This is a genomic window from Pseudomonas sp. CGJS7, from assembly GCF_036961695.1.
On record NZ_JBAMDI010000171.1, the window covers coordinates 1 to 19,975 of the forward strand.

General features: G+C 67.0%; 19 protein-coding genes and 1 tRNA gene. 12 read left to right on the plus strand and 8 right to left on the minus strand.

Annotated elements, in window-relative coordinates; translation table 11 throughout:
• Positions 1–23: 23 nt before the first annotated feature.
• A complete protein-coding gene (locus tag V7787_RS47745) occupies positions 24–827 on the minus strand; it encodes an FHA domain-containing protein (protein ID WP_336094697.1) in 804 nt (267 codons plus the stop codon).
• Between the two features lie 179 nt (positions 828–1,006).
• Between V7787_RS47745 and V7787_RS47750 the strand changes: the two genes are divergently transcribed.
• Both V7787_RS47750 and V7787_RS47755 read left to right on the plus strand, forming a co-directional pair.
• Positions 1,007–1,282, plus strand: a complete 276-nt coding sequence (locus tag V7787_RS47750; protein ID WP_336094698.1) for a polyhydroxyalkanoic acid system family protein — start codon at positions 1,007–1,009, stop codon at positions 1,280–1,282.
• A 37-nt stretch (positions 1,283–1,319) separates the two neighbouring features.
• Positions 1,320–1,634 (plus strand): hypothetical protein, encoded by a 315-nt coding sequence (locus V7787_RS47755; RefSeq protein WP_336094699.1) that lies wholly within the window; start codon positions 1,320–1,322, stop codon positions 1,632–1,634.
• Between the two features lie 5 nt (positions 1,635–1,639).
• Here the strand turns inward: V7787_RS47755 and V7787_RS47760 are convergent, their stop codons facing one another.
• The gene (locus tag V7787_RS47760; RefSeq protein WP_336094700.1) at positions 1,640–2,368 is read right to left on the minus strand and encodes an FFLEELY motif protein; all 729 of its coding nucleotides are present in this window, start codon (positions 2,366–2,368) and stop codon (positions 1,640–1,642) included.
• A 228-nt stretch (positions 2,369–2,596) separates the two neighbouring features.
• On the opposite strand from V7787_RS47760, the gene V7787_RS47765 reads away from it, so the two are divergent.
• The 3 genes from V7787_RS47765 (at position 2,597) to V7787_RS47775 (ending at position 6,426) form a co-directional block, all read left to right on the plus strand.
• Positions 2,597–3,910, plus strand: coding sequence for a patatin-like phospholipase family protein (locus V7787_RS47765; RefSeq protein ID WP_336094701.1), 1,314 nt, complete (start codon positions 2,597–2,599; stop codon positions 3,908–3,910).
• A 398-nt stretch (positions 3,911–4,308) separates the two neighbouring features.
• Positions 4,309–4,911: a phasin family protein gene (locus V7787_RS47770; protein WP_336094702.1), complete on the plus strand. Its 603-nt coding sequence runs from the start codon at positions 4,309–4,311 to the stop codon at positions 4,909–4,911.
• Positions 4,912–5,352: 441 nt separating this feature from the next.
• Positions 5,353–6,426, plus strand: a complete 1,074-nt coding sequence (locus tag V7787_RS47775) for a restriction endonuclease (protein WP_336094703.1) — start codon at positions 5,353–5,355, stop codon at positions 6,424–6,426.
• A 371-nt stretch (positions 6,427–6,797) separates the two neighbouring features.
• On the opposite strand, the gene V7787_RS47780 is transcribed toward V7787_RS47775, so the two are convergent.
• Positions 6,798–8,786, minus strand: a complete 1,989-nt coding sequence (locus V7787_RS47780) for an SDR family oxidoreductase (protein ID WP_336094704.1) — start codon at positions 8,784–8,786, stop codon at positions 6,798–6,800.
• 156 nt (positions 8,787–8,942) lie between these two features.
• Here V7787_RS47780 and V7787_RS47785 point away from each other — a divergent pair, with 156 nt between their 5' ends.
• Both V7787_RS47785 and V7787_RS47790 read left to right on the plus strand, forming a co-directional pair.
• Positions 8,943–9,200: an acyl-CoA-binding protein gene (locus tag V7787_RS47785; protein ID WP_336094705.1), complete on the plus strand. Its 258-nt coding sequence runs from the start codon at positions 8,943–8,945 to the stop codon at positions 9,198–9,200.
• A 35-nt stretch (positions 9,201–9,235) separates the two neighbouring features.
• Entirely contained in the window at positions 9,236–9,862 is a 627-nt protein-coding gene (locus V7787_RS47790; protein ID WP_336094706.1) for a TetR/AcrR family transcriptional regulator, read from the plus strand.
• 120 nt (positions 9,863–9,982) lie between these two features.
• On the opposite strand, the gene V7787_RS47795 is transcribed toward V7787_RS47790, so the two are convergent.
• Positions 9,983–10,393, minus strand: coding sequence for a hypothetical protein (locus tag V7787_RS47795; RefSeq protein ID WP_336094707.1), 411 nt, complete (start codon positions 10,391–10,393; stop codon positions 9,983–9,985).
• 175 nt (positions 10,394–10,568) lie between these two features.
• Between V7787_RS47795 and V7787_RS47800 the strand changes: the two genes are divergently transcribed.
• The 3 genes from V7787_RS47800 to arsC all read left to right on the plus strand — a co-directional run bounded on the left by V7787_RS47800 (position 10,569) and on the right by arsC (position 12,267).
• The gene (locus V7787_RS47800) at positions 10,569–11,423 is read left to right on the plus strand and encodes a hypothetical protein (protein ID WP_336094708.1); all 855 of its coding nucleotides are present in this window, start codon (positions 10,569–10,571) and stop codon (positions 11,421–11,423) included.
• Between the two features lie 245 nt (positions 11,424–11,668).
• Positions 11,669–11,743, plus strand: a tRNA-Val gene (locus tag V7787_RS47805).
• A 158-nt stretch (positions 11,744–11,901) separates the two neighbouring features.
• A complete protein-coding gene (gene arsC, locus V7787_RS47810) occupies positions 11,902–12,267 on the plus strand; it encodes an arsenate reductase (glutaredoxin) (protein WP_336094709.1) in 366 nt (121 codons plus the stop codon).
• A gap of 275 nt (positions 12,268–12,542) precedes the next feature.
• Here arsC and V7787_RS47815 read toward each other — a convergent pair whose 3' ends face one another.
• The 4 genes from V7787_RS47815 to V7787_RS47830 all read right to left on the minus strand — a co-directional run bounded on the left by V7787_RS47815 (position 12,543) and on the right by V7787_RS47830 (position 17,266).
• Positions 12,543–14,165, minus strand: a complete 1,623-nt coding sequence (locus V7787_RS47815) for an FMN-binding glutamate synthase family protein (RefSeq protein ID WP_336094710.1) — start codon at positions 14,163–14,165, stop codon at positions 12,543–12,545.
• Positions 14,166–14,449: 284 nt separating this feature from the next.
• A complete protein-coding gene (locus V7787_RS47820; protein WP_336094711.1) occupies positions 14,450–15,739 on the minus strand; it encodes a nucleotide sugar dehydrogenase in 1,290 nt (429 codons plus the stop codon).
• Positions 15,740–15,858: 119 nt separating this feature from the next.
• The gene (locus V7787_RS47825; protein ID WP_336094712.1) at positions 15,859–16,206 is read right to left on the minus strand and encodes a hypothetical protein; all 348 of its coding nucleotides are present in this window, start codon (positions 16,204–16,206) and stop codon (positions 15,859–15,861) included.
• The gene (locus tag V7787_RS47830; protein ID WP_336094713.1) at positions 16,199–17,266 is read right to left on the minus strand and encodes a diguanylate cyclase; all 1,068 of its coding nucleotides are present in this window, start codon (positions 17,264–17,266) and stop codon (positions 16,199–16,201) included. Before V7787_RS47830 ends, V7787_RS47825 begins: the two co-directional genes overlap by 8 nt.
• 564 nt (positions 17,267–17,830) lie before the next feature.
• On the opposite strand from V7787_RS47830, the gene V7787_RS47835 reads away from it, so the two are divergent.
• Positions 17,831–19,333, plus strand: a complete 1,503-nt coding sequence (locus V7787_RS47835; protein WP_336094714.1) for a S8 family serine peptidase — start codon at positions 17,831–17,833, stop codon at positions 19,331–19,333.
• A gap of 212 nt (positions 19,334–19,545) precedes the next feature.
• Positions 19,546–19,893: a hypothetical protein gene (locus tag V7787_RS47840; RefSeq protein WP_336094715.1), complete on the plus strand. Its 348-nt coding sequence runs from the start codon at positions 19,546–19,548 to the stop codon at positions 19,891–19,893.
• Positions 19,894–19,975: the final 82 nt, after the last annotated feature.

The window sequence follows — 19,975 nt, forward strand, 5'->3', positions numbered from 1 at the left end:
CGAAACCGAAAGTTTCCGGCGGCTCAGCGTGCGCCGTACAGCAGCAACAAGCCCAACAGTGCCGCCATCACTACCGCGGCCAACAACAGCCACGGCATGCGCCGCACCGAAGACGGCAGCGCCGAGGGCGGTTGCGGCTTGGCTTCGTTGGCCGCCGCTTCCTGGGCCAGTTGCGCCTGCAGCGCGTCGGCCGCGCTGAACTGACGGGTCGGCGCTTCGATCACGAAGCGGTGCTGGCCGTCCAGCAGCAATTGGTCGCCGGGCTTGAGCAAGGCATGCCGCACCGGCTGGCCGTTGACCACGCTGCCGTCGACCGAACCGACGTCGCGCAGCACCACGCCGTCGGCGTGCGCCTCCAGCCGCGCGTGGCGGTCGGCGAAGGCCGGCTCGTTGATGCGGATGTCGCAATCGCCGGCGCGGCCGATCACCCGCGGTTGTTCCAGGGTGTAGCAACGCCCGTGGTGGATGCCGCCGACGCCGCGCACGACCATGCGCGAATCGGCCGGAATCTCCACCCCGAACGGCGGCGCCGATTCGGGCTTGTCGGCCACCAGCAACAGCTCGATGCCGTCGAGAAAAATCGCGTCGCCCGCGCGCAGCATCGCCATGCGCTTGACCGGCCGGCCGTTGACGTGCAGCCCGCGCAGGCCTTCGCGCACCTGCAGCCAGACGCCGCGGCGGTCGACGGTGAATTGCGCGACCGCGGCGGCCGGGTCTTCGACCAGGACGGTGCGGCCGGCGGCGTCGCGGCCAATGGCGTGCACGCCCGGCTTCAGCGCCAGGTCGCCATGTTCGCGGTTGGGGTATCGAAGTTTGAGGGCGCTCACTCGGCAGGAATCTAGCAGGTTGTGGATAGGGGCACATCTTCGGCGAAGCGCAAGGCCGCCCGGAACGAAGCGGCTAGGCGTGCGCGGCGCCTTTACTCGGCCCTCACTTTTCTGAATTTCCTGCTTGGATGCGCCCCGCCCTGGCCGCACAATAGCCGGCTCCAGGGAGAACCCAGACCATGTCCAGCATCGATATCCAGCACCCGCATTCGCTCGCCCCGGCCAAGGCCCGCAAGGCCGTCGAGGAAGTCGCGCAGAAGCTCGCCGAGCGTTTCGACGTCGAATACGGCTGGGTCGGCGACACCTTGAACTTCGCCCGCAGCGGCGTGGACGGCAAGATTTCGCTCAAGCCCAATCAACTGCACGTCACCGCGCAATTGGGTTTTCTGCTGGGCGCGCTGAAGGGGCCGATCGAGTCGGAAATCCGCCGGGTGCTGGAAGAACGCTTCAAGTAAGGCGGCGCCGCGGCGCGCCGAACGCAAGCAGGCAAGCATGACCCGAGCCAGGATGACCCAGCTGCAACAGGCCCTGGAGCACCAGGGCTGGCGGATCGAAGGCGAATTCGCGCCCGATGAGCTGCTGCATGTGGAACGCGAACGGATCGTGTGGGCCCTCGCCCACCCCGGCACCGGCGCCAGCGAACGCCTGGAATTCCAGTTGTTCGATCCGCTCGGGCGAGTCACCCAGCGGCTGGCCGATCTCTCCCACGTCGATGCCCGCGGCAAGGGCACGCGCCTGTATTTCAGCAAGATACGCAGCCCGCAATGGCGCGCGGAGCTGCGCGAGTTCGTGCGCGGGCTGTACTGAGCCGCTCAGCCGCGGTCGAGTTCGGGGAACGGGTCGGTCTCGCCGTCGAACAAACGCTCGGCGACTTCGCGTTCGTCCTGCTCGATCTCGGCGATGAACTCGCGGACATCGCCCAACTGCGCGAACGCGGCGAACCCACGCTCCAGAAACCCCTGCAATTCCGACAGCCCCGCCGCCTTGGCCGGGCCGCGCGAGAGCTTGAGCAGGGTCAGCACGCCGGGCATCCGCACCGCCTTGCCCAGGCCCAGGCCGACCCGGGAAATCAGCTCGATCTGGTGTTCGCGCAAACGCGGCAGGCCGCAGGCGCGGTAGGCCTGCGCGTACAGCACGCCGTCGAGTTTGCGCCGGCGCGGGGCGATTTCATGCAGGCGCTCGCTGAGCCGCAGGTCGAAGGCCTGGGTCAGCAGGCCCAGTTCGATCGCATCGGCGACCGTGCTCAACAGCGCCCCGGGCAGCAGTTTCTGCATCATCGGCAGCACTTTGGCGATGTCGGCGTCGCGGCGGCTGAAGTCGCGATCGTTGTAGACGTCGCTGAGGAAGAACTGCGCCGCCGGGCGGCGGCGCGGATCACGCAGGAAGCGGTCGAAACTGGCTTCCAGCCGCCGCGCCTGCCACAGGCGCAGTTCCGGCAGCCAGCGCAAGCGGTTGCGCGGTTCGCGGCGCGGATCGTGCAGGGCCTGATGACGGGCCAGCATGCAGGCCAGTCGGCGGCTGAGGTCGGTCGTCCTGGACATCGGCACGATCATCGCGGCGCGCGCCCGCGCCCGCAAGCCATCGGCGCTCGGTTGCGGCGGCCCTGGCGCCCCACCCGACCCGTCTGCGCGGCCGCCGGACCCGGCAGCTTTCGCCTAGCTGTCGTGCCGCCCCCGCGCGCGCCTGCGACCTTGGTACAGGTCGACTGGACGCTCGACCCGGCTGGGCTACACTCGACCGAATTCCGTCAAGGCCGTGCCGCCGATCACATGCTGTCACTCCATGTAGCTCAACATCGGGCCGCGCAACAACGCACGAATCGCAAACGCTCGGCCAGCGCCTCGGCAGGCACCGGCACCGCCCCCAAGATCGGATTAGCCATCGCCGGCGGCGGCCCCATCGGCGGCATGTACGAACTGGGCGCGCTGCGCGCGCTGGATGAGGCGATCGAAGGCCTCGATCTGACCCGCCTGGATTGCTACGTCGGCGTCAGCAGCGGCGCCTTTCTCGCCGCCGGCCTGGCCAATCGCATGGACACCGCGGAGATGTGCCGGATCTTCATCACCGGCGACAGCGCCGATGTCGAATTCCGGCCCGAGACCTTCATGCGTCCGGCGTTTCTGGAATACCTCAAGCGCGCCACCAGCTTTCCGCGCCTGGCCGCCGAATGGTGGCGCGAGTTGCTGTTCTCGCCGCTGGAAGCGCGCTGGTCGGATCTGATCACCCGTTTCGGCGGGCTGATTCCCAATGGTCTGTTCGACAACGCCCAGGTCGAGCGCTTCCTGCGCGAGGTGTTCACCCGCCGCGGCCGCAGCAACGACTTCCGCGAACTCGGCGCCAAGCTGTACGTGGTCGCGGTGGACATCGACAGCGGCGATGCGGTGCGTTTCGGCGGCGAGGACTGGAACGACGTGCCGATCTCGCAGGCGGTCCAGGCCAGCGCGGCGTTGCCGGGCCTGTATCCGCCGGTGCAGATCCGCGGCCGCCATTTCGTCGACGGCGCGCTGCGCCGGACCATGCACGCCTCGGTCGTGCTCGAACGCGGCGTGGACCTGCTGATCGGGATCAATCCGCTGGTGCCGTTCAACCAGAACCACGGCGGCGCGCCGGTGGCCGAGGACAACAGCCTGGCCGCGGGCGGGCTGCCGGCGGTGCTGTCGCAGACCTTCCGCACCCTGCTGCAATCGCGCATGCAGGTCGGGCTGGCGCGCTATGCCCAGCAATACCCGGACATCGATCAACTGGTGTTCGAACCCAACGCCGAAGACCGCGAGCTGTTCTTCACCAACGCCTTCAGTTTCTCGGCGCGCCAGCGCATCTGCGAGATCGCCTACCGCAACACCCTGGCCGATCTGCGCAAGCGCGCCGAGGCGTTGGCGCCGGTGCTGGCAGCGCATGGTCTGCGCTTGCGCGAGGAGGTGCTGGCCGATGGCGAGCGTTCGATCCTCGATGGGTTGTCGAAGCCGCAGCGCGATACCGAGACGACCGCGCGGCTGCGGCGGGCGTTGGATGATGTGGATCATTTGATGGCGGCGGCGCCACGCAGCAAGCGGGCGCCTCGCAGGCAACGACAGGCAGGCTGAAGCGGGAGTCTGGCTGCGTTAAGTCTTGGAATTGGGGGTCTTGAGGCGCGATCTGGCGGGTTCAACGCCGGACAAACTATTTGCGCACTCAACGGCGGGTGGGTTGAGGCGAGGAGTTTGGTTGCGCTGGGTCTCGGGATTTGGGGTCTTAAGGCGCGATCTTGGGGTTCAACGCCGGACAAACTATTTGCGCACTCAGCGGCGGGTAGGCTGAGGCGAGGAGTTTGGTTGCGCAGGGTCTCGGAATTTGGGGTCTTAAGGCGCGATCTGGTGGGCTCAACGCCGGACAAACTATTTGCGCGCCTGGATGTGGGGACGTACTCCAAGTGTTGGTGTGATTACTCTAGACAGCAAGCCCATCTTTGCTGCACAGCACTAACCTTAATTACAGGACGTCCATGGCCGCCAAGTTCAAGAAGACCGCGAAGAAGACCACCGGCAAAACTCAGTCCGCCGGCAAGGGCAGCGCGCAGGAGCAGGCCGAGCGCCTGTCCAAGACGCTGAGCGAATCCGCGCAGCAGATCTGGCTGGCCGGCGTCGGCGCGTTCGGTCGCGCTCAGGCCGAGGGCACCAAGCTATTCGAAGGTCTGGTCAAGGAAGGCCTGAACCTGGAGCAGACCGCGCGCAAGTTCACCGGCGGCCAAGCCGGTGCGTTGCGCGACGTGGTCGAGTCCAAGGTCGGTCAGGCCCGCGAGCGCGCCACCGACACCTGGGACCGCCTGGAAAAAGTGTTCGAAGAACGCGTCCAGCGCGCGCTGGTCAAGCTCGGCGTGCCGGGCCGCGACGATCTGACCGGCCTGAGCGACCGCGTCGACGCGCTGACCGCCGAACTGCGTCGCCAAGGCGGAGCCCCGGCTCCGCGCAAGGCCGCCAAAGCCGTCAAGCCCGCTGCCGCCGCGCGCAAGCCGAAGGCCGCCAAGGCCGCGGCCAAGCCGGCCAAGGCCGCCAAGAAGGCACCGCGCAAGTCGATCGCCCGTCCCAAGCCGCCGGTCGCACCGTAAGCGACCGCGGTCCGATACAAGATCCGGTAGCACTCGAGCTACACAATCTGCGTTACCCGCAGCGCGAGCCGATCGCGCTGCGCCGTTTAAGCCCGCCAGTCCGCGCTTCCGTATGCTCCCCTCCCCTTACGGTTTCGGACTGGCGGGCTTTCTTAATAGCCGCGCCACCGCGGCGGCGCATGCAGCTGAAAGCGCCCGCGCCTCGCCCGATCGGCGTCGGCCTCCCCAAGCGCCTCGCGCTCATGAACCCAGCCACGGCCGCGACATCGGCGACTTTGCCGAGTCTGCGCATTGGCGGCTTTCACAAGCTCGCCCTTGTGACGTTCAGTAGACAACGGCGAATGCCAGACACGGCGCTTTCGAGAAATCCGTCTCATTTTTGATGGCTTTCATGTGTCTGAAGCCGTATATCCTCAGCGTCTTTTATGGGCCTAGCGCTGCATGTCGAGTTTCTCCCTGTGGGCTGCCGCCGCCGTCGCCCTGACGATCGGCCTGGCGTCCACCGCCTACCTGTGGTCTTACCGCCGTCATCGCACTGAGGTCTCCACCGGCATCGCCGGTCTGGCCAAGATGCGCTGGCGCGAATTCGCGCGCCTGATCGTCGAGGCTTTGCGCGAACGCGGCTTCGAGGCCGAATCGGTGGAGGAATCGCTGGCCCGCGGCACTCAGGCCGAGTTGCGTCTGGTCCGCGCGGGCAAGCCCTGGCTGCTGTCGTGCAAGCTCGGCGACGCCGATTACAAGGTCTCGGCCGCGACCGTGGCCGAACTGGCCGACGCGGTCCGCTTCAACGGCGCCGCCGGCGGCCTGCTGGTCACCACCGGCCGTTTCGACACCCATTCCGAGCGCGTCGCCGACGGCCTGGATTTGTACAGCGGCGAAACCCTGTGGGAACTGGTCGAACCGCTGCTGCCGGCCTCGACCCGTCACGAAGTCATCGCCGCGGCGCAGAAGCGCAGCGTCCAGACCATCGTCGCGGCCTGGGCGGTGGCGATCGTGTTGGCGTTGTTGGTCGGCTTCGTCGTGCCGCACTTGGGTTCGGACGCTCCCGTCGATCCAACCCCGGCCCCGGCCCCGGCCGTCGCGGAAACAGCTTCCACCGATACCGCTACCGCCACAGAACCGACACCTCCGGCCGACCCGGCGCCCGCCGCTGCGCCGGCTCCCGGCGCTACCGAACCTGCGACGCCGCCCGCCGCGCCGCAGCCGACCGCACCGCAAACCGCGCCGCCAGCCGCCGCTACCGACGCCCCGGCCGCATCGAGCTCGGGCAATCCCGCCGCCGACCGCGCTCAGGTGATCCGCGCGATCGCGACCCTGGAAGGGGTCGAGCGTGCGCTGTGGTCGACGCCGTCGAACCTGCTGATCTACCGCCTGACCGACGCCAGCAAGAACGACGTCGACCGCATCTGCCAAGTGCTGGATCGCTATCCGGAACTGCGCTCCTCGCGCGTGCAGTTGCAGCCGCCACCGGGCAGCAGCGCGCGGGTGCGGTTCTTCCAGTGCCGGGCTTATTGAGCGCGGGTTGCGGCGCAAATTGCTTTGGCGCAGGCGATGCCGCGGGCGCGGCTCGCGCTTCTACCGCCCTCCGGCTCGCGCTCGTAACAACGATTGCAACGAAACTTTCCCACCGTCATTCCGGCGAAAGCCGGAATCCATTTTGACTTCGCTGTTGCTGCTGCCTGCGGTTACCGAGCAACAGCAAGATCAAAATGGATTCCGGCTTTCGCCGGAATGACGGTGTTGGGGCTTTCGACCCGGAATGACGGTGTCGGGGCTTTCGACGCGGCCGGCGCGCCGCGATCGCAGCGCACACCCGAAGCGCTATCCGCCTCACCAAAAAACGAAGCCCGGCATCGCCGGGCTTCGTCGTTCTTGCCGCATGCCGTTTACCAATGCACGCCGCGCATCAACGCCGCGAACGCGATCTGCTCATTGCTCGCGTGCTCATCCTTGAGCCCCTTGCGGTCGCCCTTGGCCGCAGCCGAATCCGGGAACAGTTCGAACGCAGTGCTCATCACCACTTCGTAGGCCTTCGGCGCCAGCGCATTGATCACCGAGGCGAAGATGCCCAGGCGAGTGGCGATCCGGCTCGGCCGTTCGATGATGCCCTTGACCACCAGGTCGGCGGCTTCGTCCGGGCTCAGGGTCGGGATGCTGTCGTACATCTTGGTCGGCGCGATCATCGGCGTCTTCACCAACGGCATGTTGATGGTGGTGAAGCTGATGCCCTTGCCCGACAGCTCGCCCTGGGCGCAGCGGCTGAACGCGTCCAGCGCCGCCTTGGAGGCCACGTACGCCGAGAAACGCGGCGAATTGGCCAGCACGCCGATCGAGGAGATGTTGATGATGTGGCCCTTGCGGCGCTCGGTCATCTTCGGCATGAAGCCCATGATCAGGCGCAGGCTGCCGAAGTAGTTGAGCTGCATGGTGCGTTCGAAATCGTGGAAGCGATCGTAGCTGAGCTCGATCGAACGACGGATCGAACGGCCGGCGTTGTTGACCAGGATGTCGACATGGCCGTGTTCGGCCAGGATGGTCTTGACCAGGCGGTCGCAGTCGGCCATGTCGGCCAGGTCCGCGGTGTAGGCGAAGACCTTGCCGCCCTGCGCCTTCATCGCATCGCGCGCCTTGAACAACTCCTCCTCGCCGCGCGCCACGATCACCGTGACCGCGCCGGCCGCGGCGACCTTCTCCGCGGTCGCAAGGCCGATGCCCGACGAGCCGCCGGTGATCACCACCACCTTGTTGCGGACCTTGCCCTTGAGGGTGCGGTCGACGAACAGATCCGGGTCGAGGTGCCGTTCCCAGTAATCCCACAGACGCCAGGCGTAGCTGTCCAGGTTCGGCACCTTGATCCCGCTGCCGCGCAGCGCGCGTTCGGTCTCGCGGTTGTCGAAACGGGTCGGATAGGTGATGAACTTCATCACTTCCTTGGGAATCTTGAAATCGCGCAACAACATGCCGATGAAACGCTTGACCGGCGGCAAGTTGGACACCGCGCCGCGAATGCCGGAGGGCACGAAGGCGAACATGCGCGCGTCGATGCGCATGGTCATCTCCGGCGTGTGGCCGGCGCGGGCGAAGGTGTTGAGCACTTCGCCGACGCGTTGCGGTTCCGGATCGGTCAGGTGGAAGCAGTGGCCGTCGAGCTTGGGCTTGTGCGCGATGTGGTCCATCGCATCGACCACGTAATCGACCGGGATGATGTTGATGCGGCCGCCTTCCAGGCCCAGCATCGGCATCCACGGCGGCAGCATTTCGCGCAGCTTCTTGAGGAAGGTGAAGAAGTAGTACGGGCCGTCGATCTTGTCCATCTCGCCGGTCTGCGAATGGCCGACCACCATGCCCGGTCGGTAGATCCGCCACTTGATCCGCTTCTCGTTGCGGACCAGCCCTTCGGATTCGTGCTTGGTGCGCAGGTACGGGTCGTCCAGGCCCTCGGCCTCGGCGAACATGTCCTCGCGGAACACGCCCGAATACAGGCCGGCCGCGGCGATCGAACTGGTGTGGTGGAAGCAGCCGGCGTTGAGCGCGGCGGCCAGATCCAGCGCGTGCTGGGTGCCGTCGATGTTGGCCTCGCGCTGGGCGGCGGCGCTGGCGGTGAGATCGTAGATCGCCGCCAGATGGAAGAAGTGCTTGATCTTGCCGTTCAACGCCCGCAGTTGCGCGGCGGTGAGCCCGCACTTGGGTTGGGTCATGTCGCCCGCGACCGGGATCACACGTTTGAGATCCCAGCCCATCTTCTTGGCGGTGGCGTCGAACTTCTTTTGCGAATCCTTGCGCACCAGCACATGGATCGTGCCCTTGCGTTTGAGCAAGTTGCTGACCAGAAAGCGACCGATGAAACCCGTCGCGCCGGTGACGAAATAGCTCATACCCCTCTCCTGGATGGCCCCGATCGGCCGCCGTTGCGGCGGCATGACGCTACGGTGCCAGAGCCCGGCCGCGGTAACAATTCTTTTCCGTATTGACCCCGTCCTCTGGCGCGTGCTGTTATGCCGCCTCCACCTGGTGCCCAGGAGAGGCCGCCCGTGTCCGACATCCAAACCGCCTTCGAACAAGCCGCCAAAGACATCCAGGCCCTGCCCGAGCGCCCGGACAACGACACGCTGTTGCGCCTGTACGCGCTGTACAAGCAGGGCGCCGACGGCGACGTCAGCGGGCCCAAGCCGGGCTTCTTCGATTTCGTCGGCACCGCCAAGTACGAGGCCTGGGAGAAGCTCAAGGGCACCGGCCAGGACGAGGCCAAGAAGAAATACGTCGACCTGGTCAAGAAACTGCGCGGCTGACGCCGCGCCCTTCTCCTCCAGCCCACGGCCGCCCCATGGCGAAACAGACCCGCCAGCGCATCCTCGATGCCGCGTTGACCATGTTCAACGCGCAGGGCGAGCCGAACGTCACCACCAACCATATCGCCGACGAGCTGGAAATCAGCCCGGGCAACCTGTACTACCACTTCCGCAACAAGGACGACATCATCGAGCAGTTGTTCGCGCGCTTCGAGGAGCGCATGGACACCGCGCTCGCCGCGCCGCAGGGCCGTCTGCCGGGGCTGGAGGACATCTGGCTGCAGCTGCACCTGGTGTTCGAATGCATCTGGGACTACCGCTTCCTGTATCGGGACCTGGTCGAGATCCTCAGCCGCAACCGCCGCCTGCGCATGCGCTTCGCCCGGATCCTCAAGCGCGCCGATGAACAGGCGCATCTGGTGATGCGCGGGCTGTCGCAGGCGGGGGTTATGCGGGCCTCCGGCGATGAACTGGCGGCGACCGCGACCAACGTGCTGGTCATCGCGACGTTCTGGCTCAACTACGCCGCTGCGCGCGGCGACAAGGACGAACACGCCGCGATCCGCGACGGCATCGTCCAGGTGATGATGCTGCTGTCGCCGTTCCTGCGCGACGCCGAACGGCTGCACCTGAACACGCTGGTCAGGGCCTATCTGGACTGAACCGGGCCCAGGGCCGCGGCGGCGAACAACGAAGAAGGGCGCCATTGCGGCGCCCTTCTTCGTTTCATCGGGCGCTACGCGACGGTATGCATCCCCGCCGCGCCGCCGACTGCGGCTGGATCAGGCCTTGCGCGCGCGACGCGCGGCCGGCTTGCGCGCGGTGCGGCGCGCGACCGGCTTCTTCGCCGCCGGCTTGCGCGACTTGCGCTGCGCATGCGGCTTGTGCCCGCTCTTCAGGCCCAGCTTGTCCAGCACCGGCGCCAGACGCGCCTCGACGTCGGCGCTGAACTTGACCACTTTCGGCTCGACCTGGTCGCGCACGTTCTCGATTCCGCCGCGCACGTTGCTGCGCGCGTCCGAGGCCAGATCGCGCACGCGCTGCTGCAGGGCTTCGACCCGCCCGGCCGCGCGGCCGGCGCCGGCGAGCGCCTCGCGGCGCGCGATCACGGCCAGACCCAGGCCGGCCAGCCAGAGGTGGCGCAGCGTGGTTTCGTTCGCCGCGACCTGCTTGTTGCGTTTCACACCTGCCATCGTTTGCTCCGCCGACCGCCCGGAGTGGGCGGTTTCACCAGCGCACTGTGGCCGCGCCCCATCGAGCAATCACACTAGCCGCTTCAGCTGCGGCACAGGCGCTCGCCCCTCTTGCCAGCGCCCCCGTCGCGGCGGGATGCTGGCCGCCCGATGATCCGTTCGACAAGGACCGCTGATGGCCGCCAAATCCGCCTGGGCCGCTTTTCCTCACGATGCCAAGGGCTACGCCTACGCCGGCGACGCTCTCAAGAAAGCCTGGCCCAAGCTGCACGCCGGCGATGCCGAACCCTTCCCCGACGCCAAACGCGCCGGCGCGTTGATCAAAGCCGCCGGCAAGGCCGCGCCCAAGGGCCTGGACGCCGACGCCCTGGCCGCGGCGCTGCAGGACGCGTGGCGCGCGTTCCATCGCGGCGATTTCAAGGCCGCCTTCGACGCGGGTCAGGCGCTGGGTCCGGTCGGCGCTTCGGTCGCGGTCAAAGCCTTGGGGATTCACGCGACGTATTTGGTCGATGATGAGGCCGAGCAGCTCAAGCGTTACGAGCAAGCGGCCAAGATCGCCGAGACCGCGGTCGCCGCGCTGCCCGATGAGGCCAACAGCCATTACCGCCACGCCTTCGCGCTGGGCCGTTACAGCCAGGGCCTGAGCATCGCCAAGGCGCTCAAGGCCGGCATCGCCGGCAAGGTCCGCGGCGCGCTCGACGCGACCTTGGAGCTTGAGCCCAAGCACGCCGAAGCGCATACGGCGATGGCGCTGTATCACGCCGAGATCATCAACAAGATCGGCGGCATGATCGGCGGGCTGACTTATGGGGCCAAGGCCGCCGATGCGGAGAAGCACATCAAGAACGCGCTGAAGCTGACGCCGGATTCGCCGATTGCGCATATCGAGCATGGCAACGTGCTGATCCTGTTGCATGGGGAGAAGCAGGAAGACGCGGCTGCGGCTGCGTACGAGAAGGCGGCCAAGCTCAAGCCGTTGGATGCGATGGAGGCGTTGGATGCCAATTACGCCAAGGAGCAGTTGGAGTAAGGGGCGTTCGTCGCGGCTGGTGGCAAATCCCCCGGCGCAGTGAGTACGCCGCTTCGATGGTTTGCGCTGGGCGCCAGCCCCCTTTTGCAAAGGGGGCGAGATGGCTCGCTTGTTGGTGGTGGGAGCCTCGCGTTGGGCTTGGCGGCGGCGCTTTGGGGGAGGATCCGCGGCATCCGCGGCGGCGTGAACGAAAGGCTTGCCTGTTTGCGCCGAGCCCCTTAAACTCTGCGGCCCGATTCGACATCGGGCGGTTAGCTCAGCGGTAGAGCATCGCCTTCACACGGCGAGGGTCGCAGGTTCGAACCCTGCACCGCCCACCAGTTTCACGGAAAGGCCGGCGAAAGCCGGCTTTTTTCGTTTGTGGGGCATGATCGCGGTCGCCGCCGGCCCTGGGGCCACCAGCCAGGAATCGATCGTCGCCGACATGTCCCGGCCCGCCGCCGGCCATGGCCGGATCGCCCCACCCAGGAAGCCGCCGATGAACGACGCCCACGCCGCCCCCACCCGCCTCTACCACAACCCGCGCTGCTCCAAATCGCGCGGCGCGCTGGAGCTGCTGCATGAGCGCGGCGTCGAGCCGGCGGTGATCGCCTATCTGGAATCGCCGCCCGACGCGGCCGAACTGCGCGATCTGCTTACGTTGCTGGGCATCGATGCGCGCGGCCTGCTGCGCAGCGGCGAGGACGAATACCGACAGCTCGGCCTGGACGATGCTTCGCTGAGCGAGGATGCGTTGATCGAGGCGATGATCCGGCACCCGCGCCTGATCGAAAGGCCGATCTTCGTCCATCGCGGACGCGCGGTGATCGGCAGGCCGCCGGAGCGTGTGCTCGAATTGCTTTAAGCGCTGCCCGCGAAACCGCGCGATTCGGCGAACGCCATTCCGGCTGACGCTTCAGACCATCATCATTCCGACGAACGCCTCGACCGCCGTCGTTCCGACCAAACCCTCAAGCGCCGTCATTCCGGCGAAAGCCGGAATCCATTTTGACGTTGCCGTTGTTGTTGCTTTTCGGAACCAGGAGCAACAGCGAGATCAAAATGGATTCCGGCTTTCGCCGGAATGACGGCGTGGAAGTTTCGTCGCAGCGTGTTGTCGGCACTGCGCTGGCCGCGCAATCAAAACGACTTGCTATCGCGCATCGCCAACACCTTGTCCGGCGCCTTGAACGAATCGCCGCGCGCGGCCGCCCAAAACGTCTGAAACACCGCGTGCGCCGGAATCTTCCCTAGCAGATCGCCAGGCGCGAGGAAGTTGTACAGCGCGCCAAGCGAGCGCACTTCGGTCGGCGAAACGCGGCGCAGGATATGTTCGGGACCGATCTGCGAGGGATGGCTGAGCCCGGCCGCGCACAGCAGATCGCGCAACGCCTTCAGGGTGTTGTCGTGGAAGTGGAACACGCGCGCGGATTTGTCCGGCACATCGAGCTTGCTCCAACGGCTGGGATCCTGGGTGGCCACGCCGGTGGGGCAACGGTCGGTGTGGCAGCTCTGCGCCTGGATGCAGCCCAAGGCGAACATGTAACCGCGCGCGGCGTTGCACCAGTCCGCGCCCATCGCCAGGGTGCGGGCGATATCGAAGGCGCTGGTGATGCGCCCGGCCGCGCCGATGCGGATCTTGTCGCGCAGCTCCAGCCCGACCAGGGTGTTGTGCACCAGCATCAGCGCCTCGTGCATCGGCACGCCGACGTGATCGATGAACTCCGCCGGCGCCGCGCCGGTGCCGCCCTCGGCGCCGTCGACGACGATGAAGTCCGGCAGCACCCCGGTTTCCTGCATGGCCTTGGCGATGCCGAACCATTCCCAGGGATGGCCGATGGCGAGTTTGAAACCGGTCGGCTTGCCGCCCGACAGCTCGCGCAGGCGGGCGACGAAATGCAGCAGCCCCTGCGGCGAATCGAACGCGGTATGCGCAGCCGGCGAAACGCAGTCGTGGCCCATCGGCACGCCGCGCGTGGCCGAGATCTCGGCGCTGACCTTGGCCGCCGGCAACACCCCGCCGTGGCCGGGCTTGGCGCCTTGCGAGAGCTTGATCTCGATCATCTTGACCTGGGCGTCGGCGGCGTTGGCGGCGAAGCGCTCTTCGCTGAAGAAACCGCGCTCATCGCGGCAACCGAAATAGCCCGAGCCGATCTCCCAGACCAGATCGCCGCCGTTTTCGCGGTGATACGGCGAGATCGAGCCCTCGCCGGTGTCGTGATAGAAATTGCCGAGCTTGGCGCCCTTGTTCAAGGCGCGGATCGCGTTGGCCGACAGCGAGCCGAAGCTCATCGCCGAGATGTTGAACACGCTGGCCGAATACGGATGCGCGGTGTTTTCGCCGATCGTCACGCGGAAGTCGTGGGCGATGTGCGCGGTCGGCGCCAGCGAATGGTTGATCCATTCGTAATCCAGGCTGTAGACGTCCTGCTGGCTGCCGAACGGGCGCACGTCGTTGACCGATTTGGAGCGCTGATAGACCAGCGCGCGCTGCTGGCGCGAGAACGGCACCTCGGCGGTATCGGCTTCGATGAAGTACTGGCGCATCTCCGGACCGATCGACTCCAGGCCGTAGCGGAAATGCGCGAGCACCGGGTAATTGCGGCGCAAGGTGCTGCGGGTCTGCAGCAGGTCGACGGTGCCCAGGATCGCGACGGCGCCGAAACCGGCCACGCCCCACAGCCAATCGCTGTGGTGGGCGAACACCAGGATCAGGGAAATCAGGGTCAACAGCAGGCTGGCGAGGTAAGCGGCGTAGCGCATGGCGTTCGGATGGGTTCACGAGCTGGGCCCGAGCATACCGCCGTGGGTGTGGATTGGCTGTACGTGGGTGGGCGGGGAGCTAGGGCCAGACCACGGACCAGGAGCCAGCCTCCAGGCCGTCATTCCCGCGAAGGCGGGAATCCATTTGAAGTCGCTGGATATTCGGCTCCGCCGAAGTAAAGCGGAGCCCGCGTTCGCGGGAATGACGACCTGGAAAGATGACGCTGAAGCCTTTGGATTCCCGCCTTCGCGGGAATGACGTCCTGGTGGGATGACGCTAAAGACTAAAGCCGCGCATCCACCTCATCGCGCGGATACAGACTCTTGATGTCGTACAACAACGCCCCCGGCTTGCCATAGGCGCGAGCGCCAGCCGCGCCCAGCGCGCGGAATTCGTCGTGCGCAACCGCCACCACGATAGCGTCGTAAACGCCGGCCTCGGGCCGCTCGACCATGTTCACGCCGTATTCGCGCCGCGCGTCCTCGGCGCTGGCCCAGGGGTCGTGGATGTCGACCACGGCGCGGTATTCGCCGAACTCGCTGGCCAGATCGACCACCCGGGTGTTGCGCAAGTCCGCGCAATTCTCTTTGAACGCGATCCCCAGAATCAGAATCCGCGAACCGGCGACCGTAGTGCCGCGCTGGATCATCCGCTTGACCACGTCGGCGGCGACGAAGCCGCCCATCGCGTCGTTGATGCGCCGGCACGCCAGCAGGATGTCGGGGTAGTAGCCGGCGCTCTGCGCCTTCTGGATCAGGTAATACGGGTCCACGCCGATGCAATGCCCACCGACCAGACCGGGCCGGAACGGCAGGAAATTCCACTTGGTTCCGGCCGCTTCCAGCACTTCGGTGGTGTCGATGCCGAGTTTCTGGAAGATCAACGCGAACTCGTTGATCAAGGCGATGTTGGCGTCGCGCTGGGTGTTCTCGATGACCTTCGCCGCCTCGGCCACGCGCAAGCTGGACGCCTTGTGGGTGCCGGCCGGAATGATGCTGCGGTACAGGGCGTCGACCCGCTCGGCGGTATCGGGGTTGGAGCCGGAGGTCACCTTGGGAATGTCCACCAACCGGCGCTTGCGGTCGCCCGGGTTGATCCGCTCCGGGCTGTAGCCGACGAAGAAATCCTGGTTGCAGCGCAGGCCCGAGCCGCGCTCGAGTTCGGGAATGCAGATTTCCTCGGTCGCGCCGGGATACACGGTGGATTCGTAGATCACCGTATCGCCCGGCGCGAGCAGGCCGGCCAAGGCGCGGCTGGCGTCGATCAGCGGGGTGAAGTCGGGGCGTTTGTGTTCGTCGACCGGGGTGGGCACGGTGACCACGTACACGTCGCGGTCGGCCAGATCGTCCAGGCGGGCACTGAAGCGCAGGCGGCTGGAAGCGGCGATCTCTTGCGCGCTGTTCTCGCGATGGTGATCCTCGCCGACGCTGAGCTGGGCCACGCGCGCGGCGTTGATGTCGTAACCGACCGTGTCGTAGCGTTTGCCGAATTCCAGCGCCAGCGGCAGGCCGACATAGCCCAGGCCGATCACGCCGATGCGCGCCTGCGCGATGCTGTTGCGGTGCTGTGTCATGCCCTGCCTTGAGGTCGGGGCCCTGCGCTGTAGCGGCACGGGCCTGCGGTGGCGGAATTCTAGGCAGCCGCCGGAGCCACTGGCAAATCGGCGCGTTGCGATCGATGAACGCGCGCGGTTCAGTCGCCGGGGTTCGCCCGGTCGGCGTCCGGCGACATATCGACCGGCGGATCGGCGATCAGGCCGAACGCCGCCGCGGCTTGCACAAAGTAGCGCTCGGCTCCGCCGCCGCGATCGGTTTCCACCGTCGCGATGCGGTCGTCGCGGTATTCGATGACGATCCAGGTTCCGTCGGCGCACCATTCCCACACCGACAGACCGCCGCCGGGATTGAGGTAATGCCAGTCGCAGTCGAGCTCGGACACGCCCTGCCAGATCGCATCCGACAAGGCTTGGTTGGCGTCGAAACCGGCCCAACCGCCGGCCGGCGTCCATCGGGTTCTGCGCGCGGAGTCCGGCTCAGTCATCGGCGGCCACCACCGCATTGCGGCCGCCTTGCTTGGCGCGGTACAGCGCGGCATCGGCGTGGCGCATCCACATCGCCGCGCTGATGGTCTTGGCGCCGGTGCTGGCCAGGCCGATGCTGACCGTGCAGCGCAGCGCCGGCGCGTCGTCGAAACGCGCGTCCTGGACCGAGGTGCGCACGCGCTCGGCGATCGCCGCGGCGTCTTCGCGGCCGGTGTCCATCAGGATCAGCGCGAATTCGTCGCCGCCGATGCGGCTGGCGGTGTCGGTCTGGCGGGTGACCGCGTGCAAGGTGTCGGCGACCCGGCGCAACACCGCGTCGCCGATCGGGTGGCCGTGGTAATCGTTGATTTCCTTGAACCGGTCCACGTCGATCAGCATCAGCACCGCGTTCTTGTCGCTGCGCACGCAGTGGGTCATGGTCGCGGCCGCCGAATCGTCCCAATGCAGGCGGTTCTGCAGCCCGGTCAGCGGATCGGTGCGGCTGATGTGGGCCAGCTGTTTGTTCTGCCGCACCACCTTGCGCGCCAGGCCGTAGGCGGCGCTGCTGATCGCCAAGGGATAGACGAACATGAAAGGCAGGCTGGCCAGAATCACCGGCATCGAGCTGTAGGGCGAAAACGGAAAGCCCAGGATCGCCCAGGTGGTCAAACAGGCGACGACCTGGGCCAGCGCGGTACGGGCGAAGAAGCGCCAGCCGCCGACGCCGATCTTGTCGGCCGACAGCATCACCGCCAGCAATGCGCTGGGCACCACATCGAAATGCATGACCGCGATCCACACCCCGCCCGCGGCCGAGTCGATCACCAGATTGCGGTATTCGGCGTATTCCGGATCGCGGCTGCGCGAGGCCAGCAGGTAGGCCAGCGTCGGCCACAGGTAAGCGTTGAAGAACAGGATCGCCCAGACCCAGAACGCGGCGCCGTCCTCGTACAGCACGCCGGCAACGGCAAAGAACCCGACTCCCAGCCCCAGGCTGCGCATCCGGTAAATGCGGCCCACGAAGCGCAGGTGTTCGCTGGCGCGGGCCGGGTCCAACGGGCGTTCGCTCGGTTCGGTCACGCGCCCTCCCCGCGGACTGAAGATGCCTGCGACCCGAGGGTCTGCGGCGACCACAGCATACTCCGCGCAGCGCTCGGTCGATGCAGATTCAATATGTAATTTGGGTGATTCGGTCGAAGCCTGTGGCGGACGATGCCCGCCGCCGGGCCGGTGTTCCCGGTCCTGCCTGGCCCACCCGAATCGCCGAACATGCCGCGAGCGCGTTGTAGGAGCTGCGCAAGCTGCGGCCGCGACACCGCATGGACGAGGCAACCTGAAACCCCGCGGTCGCGGCTCGCGCCGCTCCTACAGGCAGTCCATGCGGCATCGCCAAGACGGCCGCGCCCGCAACAGCGCAACCGCAACGTGCCTGCGACGTCCAACGGTGCCCGACATCACTAATTCACATGGGCTTTTTGTCTTCACGTCGCAACAAGCGCGCCGCCACGCCGCCTAAATTGGCAGCGGACTCTCCCTACGGCACCCGCCTCGATGGCGCCGCGCGGCACCGCCGGCACCAGGCCGATCACGAGGGCCCGCCCCAACCCGCCGCGCTCAGCGGCCACTATCGAGAGGGCTTCGCCGATGTCGAACTCAGCCACGCACTCCGCTTCCAAACCCTCCACCCTGCGGGCGTATCGTCCGCTCGCCATCGCCACCGCGGCCGCGCTCGCCGCCGTATGCGCCGCGCCCGCCGGCGCCGGGGTGGTCAACGCCAACGGCCTAGAGGCCGCCGGCCAATACGATCAGTTCATCGTCAAATACCGCAGCGGCAGCCGCGCGCGCACCGACGTGGCCAGCCTGAACGCCGCGCTGAGCCGCGCCGCCAGCGCCCTGCCCGCCGGCCAGCCGCGGCTGGGCTTGTCGCATCTGCGTCGGATGTCGCTGGGCGCCGATGTGATCCGCGCCGATCGCGGCCTGGACCGGGTCGACGCGCTGGCGTTGATGAAGCGCATCGCCGCCAACCCCGATGTCGAATACGTCGAGCCCGATCTGTTGATTCGCACTCAGCTGGTCCCCAACGACACCCGTTACAACGAGCAATGGCACTACGCCAACAGCGCGGTCGGCATCAACGGCCCCAGCGCCTGGGACAACGCCAGCGGCGCCGGCGCGGTGGTGGCGGTGGTCGACAGCGGTTATCTGAGCCACACCGATCTCAACGCCAATATCCTGCCGGGCTACGACTTCGTGACCTCGGTCAACGGCCTGGGGTTCGCCTGCCTGCTGGCCGGGCTGCCGTTCAATTGCGGCGGCGGCAACGACGGCAACGGCCGCGACAACAACGCCACCGATTCGTCCAACGTCAAACACGGCACCCACGTCGCCGGCACCATCGCCGCGGTCACCAACAACAACCTCGGCGTGGCCGGGGTCGCGCGCGACGCCAAGATCGTGCCGGTGCGCGTGCTCGGCAACAGCGGCGTGGGCAATACCTCCGACATCGCCGACGGCATCGTGTGGGCGTCGGGCGGCACAGTCAGCGGCATTCCCGCCAACGCCAATCCCGCCGACGTGATCAACCTCTCGCTCGGCGGCGCGCAACCGTGCAGCCAGACCCTGGCTTATCGCGACGCGATCAACGCCGCGACCGCCAACGGTTCGATCGTGGTGGTGGCCGCCGGCAACAGCAACACCGACGTGTCCGGCTTCACCCCGGCCAGCTGCGCCAACACCATCACCGTCGCCGCCAGCGACATCAACGGCAACCGCGCCTGGTATTCGAACTACGGCGCCGGGATCGACATCACCGCGCCGGGCGGCGAAACCTGCTCGCCGGCGGCCGAGTTCCTGGCCCTGGGCGAATCGGTCACCGGCAAGTGCACCCAGAACCACGCCGAGCGCGGCGTGCTGTCCACCGTCGACGCCAACGGCTACGCCTTCTACCAGGGCACCTCGATGGCCGCGCCGCACGTCGCCGGTGTGGTCGCCCTGATCAAGTCGGTGAAGCCGGCGTTGAATACCGCCCAGGTGCAGACGATTCTGAGCAACACCGCACGGCCGATCGCCGCCGCCAAGTGCCCCGGCGGTTGCGGCCCCGGCCTGATCGACGCCAACGCGGCGGTCACCGCGGCGCAGGGCCCGTAAGCCCTACCGGCCCACCACCCGGCCCGATTGGGCAAAGCCGGCGGCCCCGCGCATGCGGGACCGCCGGCAGCGTGCAAACAGCCATGCCCGTCATCGCAGGATCGATGCGACGGCGCTCGCAATGCTGCAATCGCACACGCCGCTTTACGTACAGCTAACACAACGCTCGTGCACCATTCGCGCACAGGGGTTCCCAATGCGGAGCCAGAGCGATGACGACCACCCTGCAAGGCCGCCCCACTCCGACCACGCCTGGACTGAGTTACTGGGCCATTCACTACCGCGACGCCGAGTTCTATCGCGACGGACTGCACTTCAGCGACTACGCACCGGCGTTCTACGTCGGCATTTCCGCGCACCTGGAACACCCGGACCGCGATTTCGACGACCCCAGCCTGGATCTGCAAGAACGCTATCAGCGCATTCGCCTGGGCTCGGCCTTGAGCTGGGATCAAGCCGAACACGCCGCGCGTTCGGCCTGGGAGCGCGCGCGCAGCAACGCGCAGACCGCACGCCTGTACTTTCAGCGGCGGGTGGCGGAGTTGGTGGCGCGGGCCTGAATCTCACCGCAACCTGCGCATCTGCTTCGGCTCGAGGCGGGTGCGCCGTATCGGTGTGCCGCAGTTCGTCGTTATCGGCTTG

Excerpts from the sequence above, each read along its gene's own strand:
- V7787_RS47750 (WP_336094698.1), top strand. The coding sequence starts at position 1,007 with ATGTCCAGCATCGATATCCAGCACCCGCATTCGCTCGCCCCGGCCAAG.
- V7787_RS47755 (WP_336094699.1), top strand. The coding sequence starts at position 1,320 with ATGACCCGAGCCAGGATGACCCAGCTGCAACAGGCCCTGGAGCACCAG.
- V7787_RS47760 (WP_336094700.1), bottom strand. The coding sequence starts at position 2,368 with ATGTCCAGGACGACCGACCTCAGCCGCCGACTGGCCTGCATGCTGGCC.
- V7787_RS47765 (WP_336094701.1), top strand. The coding sequence starts at position 2,597 with ATGCTGTCACTCCATGTAGCTCAACATCGGGCCGCGCAACAACGCACG.
- V7787_RS47770 (WP_336094702.1), top strand. The coding sequence starts at position 4,309 with ATGGCCGCCAAGTTCAAGAAGACCGCGAAGAAGACCACCGGCAAAACT.
- V7787_RS47775 (WP_336094703.1), top strand. The coding sequence starts at position 5,353 with ATGTCGAGTTTCTCCCTGTGGGCTGCCGCCGCCGTCGCCCTGACGATC.
- V7787_RS47780 (WP_336094704.1), bottom strand. The coding sequence starts at position 8,786 with ATGAGCTATTTCGTCACCGGCGCGACGGGTTTCATCGGTCGCTTTCTG.
- V7787_RS47790 (WP_336094706.1), top strand. The coding sequence starts at position 9,236 with ATGGCGAAACAGACCCGCCAGCGCATCCTCGATGCCGCGTTGACCATG.
- V7787_RS47795 (WP_336094707.1), bottom strand. The coding sequence starts at position 10,393 with ATGGCAGGTGTGAAACGCAACAAGCAGGTCGCGGCGAACGAAACCACG.
- V7787_RS47800 (WP_336094708.1), top strand. The coding sequence starts at position 10,569 with ATGGCCGCCAAATCCGCCTGGGCCGCTTTTCCTCACGATGCCAAGGGC.
- arsC (WP_336094709.1), top strand. The coding sequence starts at position 11,902 with ATGAACGACGCCCACGCCGCCCCCACCCGCCTCTACCACAACCCGCGC.
- V7787_RS47815 (WP_336094710.1), bottom strand. The coding sequence starts at position 14,165 with ATGCGCTACGCCGCTTACCTCGCCAGCCTGCTGTTGACCCTGATTTCC.
- V7787_RS47820 (WP_336094711.1), bottom strand. The coding sequence starts at position 15,739 with ATGACACAGCACCGCAACAGCATCGCGCAGGCGCGCATCGGCGTGATC.
- V7787_RS47825 (WP_336094712.1), bottom strand. The coding sequence starts at position 16,206 with ATGACTGAGCCGGACTCCGCGCGCAGAACCCGATGGACGCCGGCCGGC.
- V7787_RS47835 (WP_336094714.1), top strand. The coding sequence starts at position 17,831 with ATGTCGAACTCAGCCACGCACTCCGCTTCCAAACCCTCCACCCTGCGG.
- V7787_RS47840 (WP_336094715.1), top strand. The coding sequence starts at position 19,546 with ATGACGACCACCCTGCAAGGCCGCCCCACTCCGACCACGCCTGGACTG.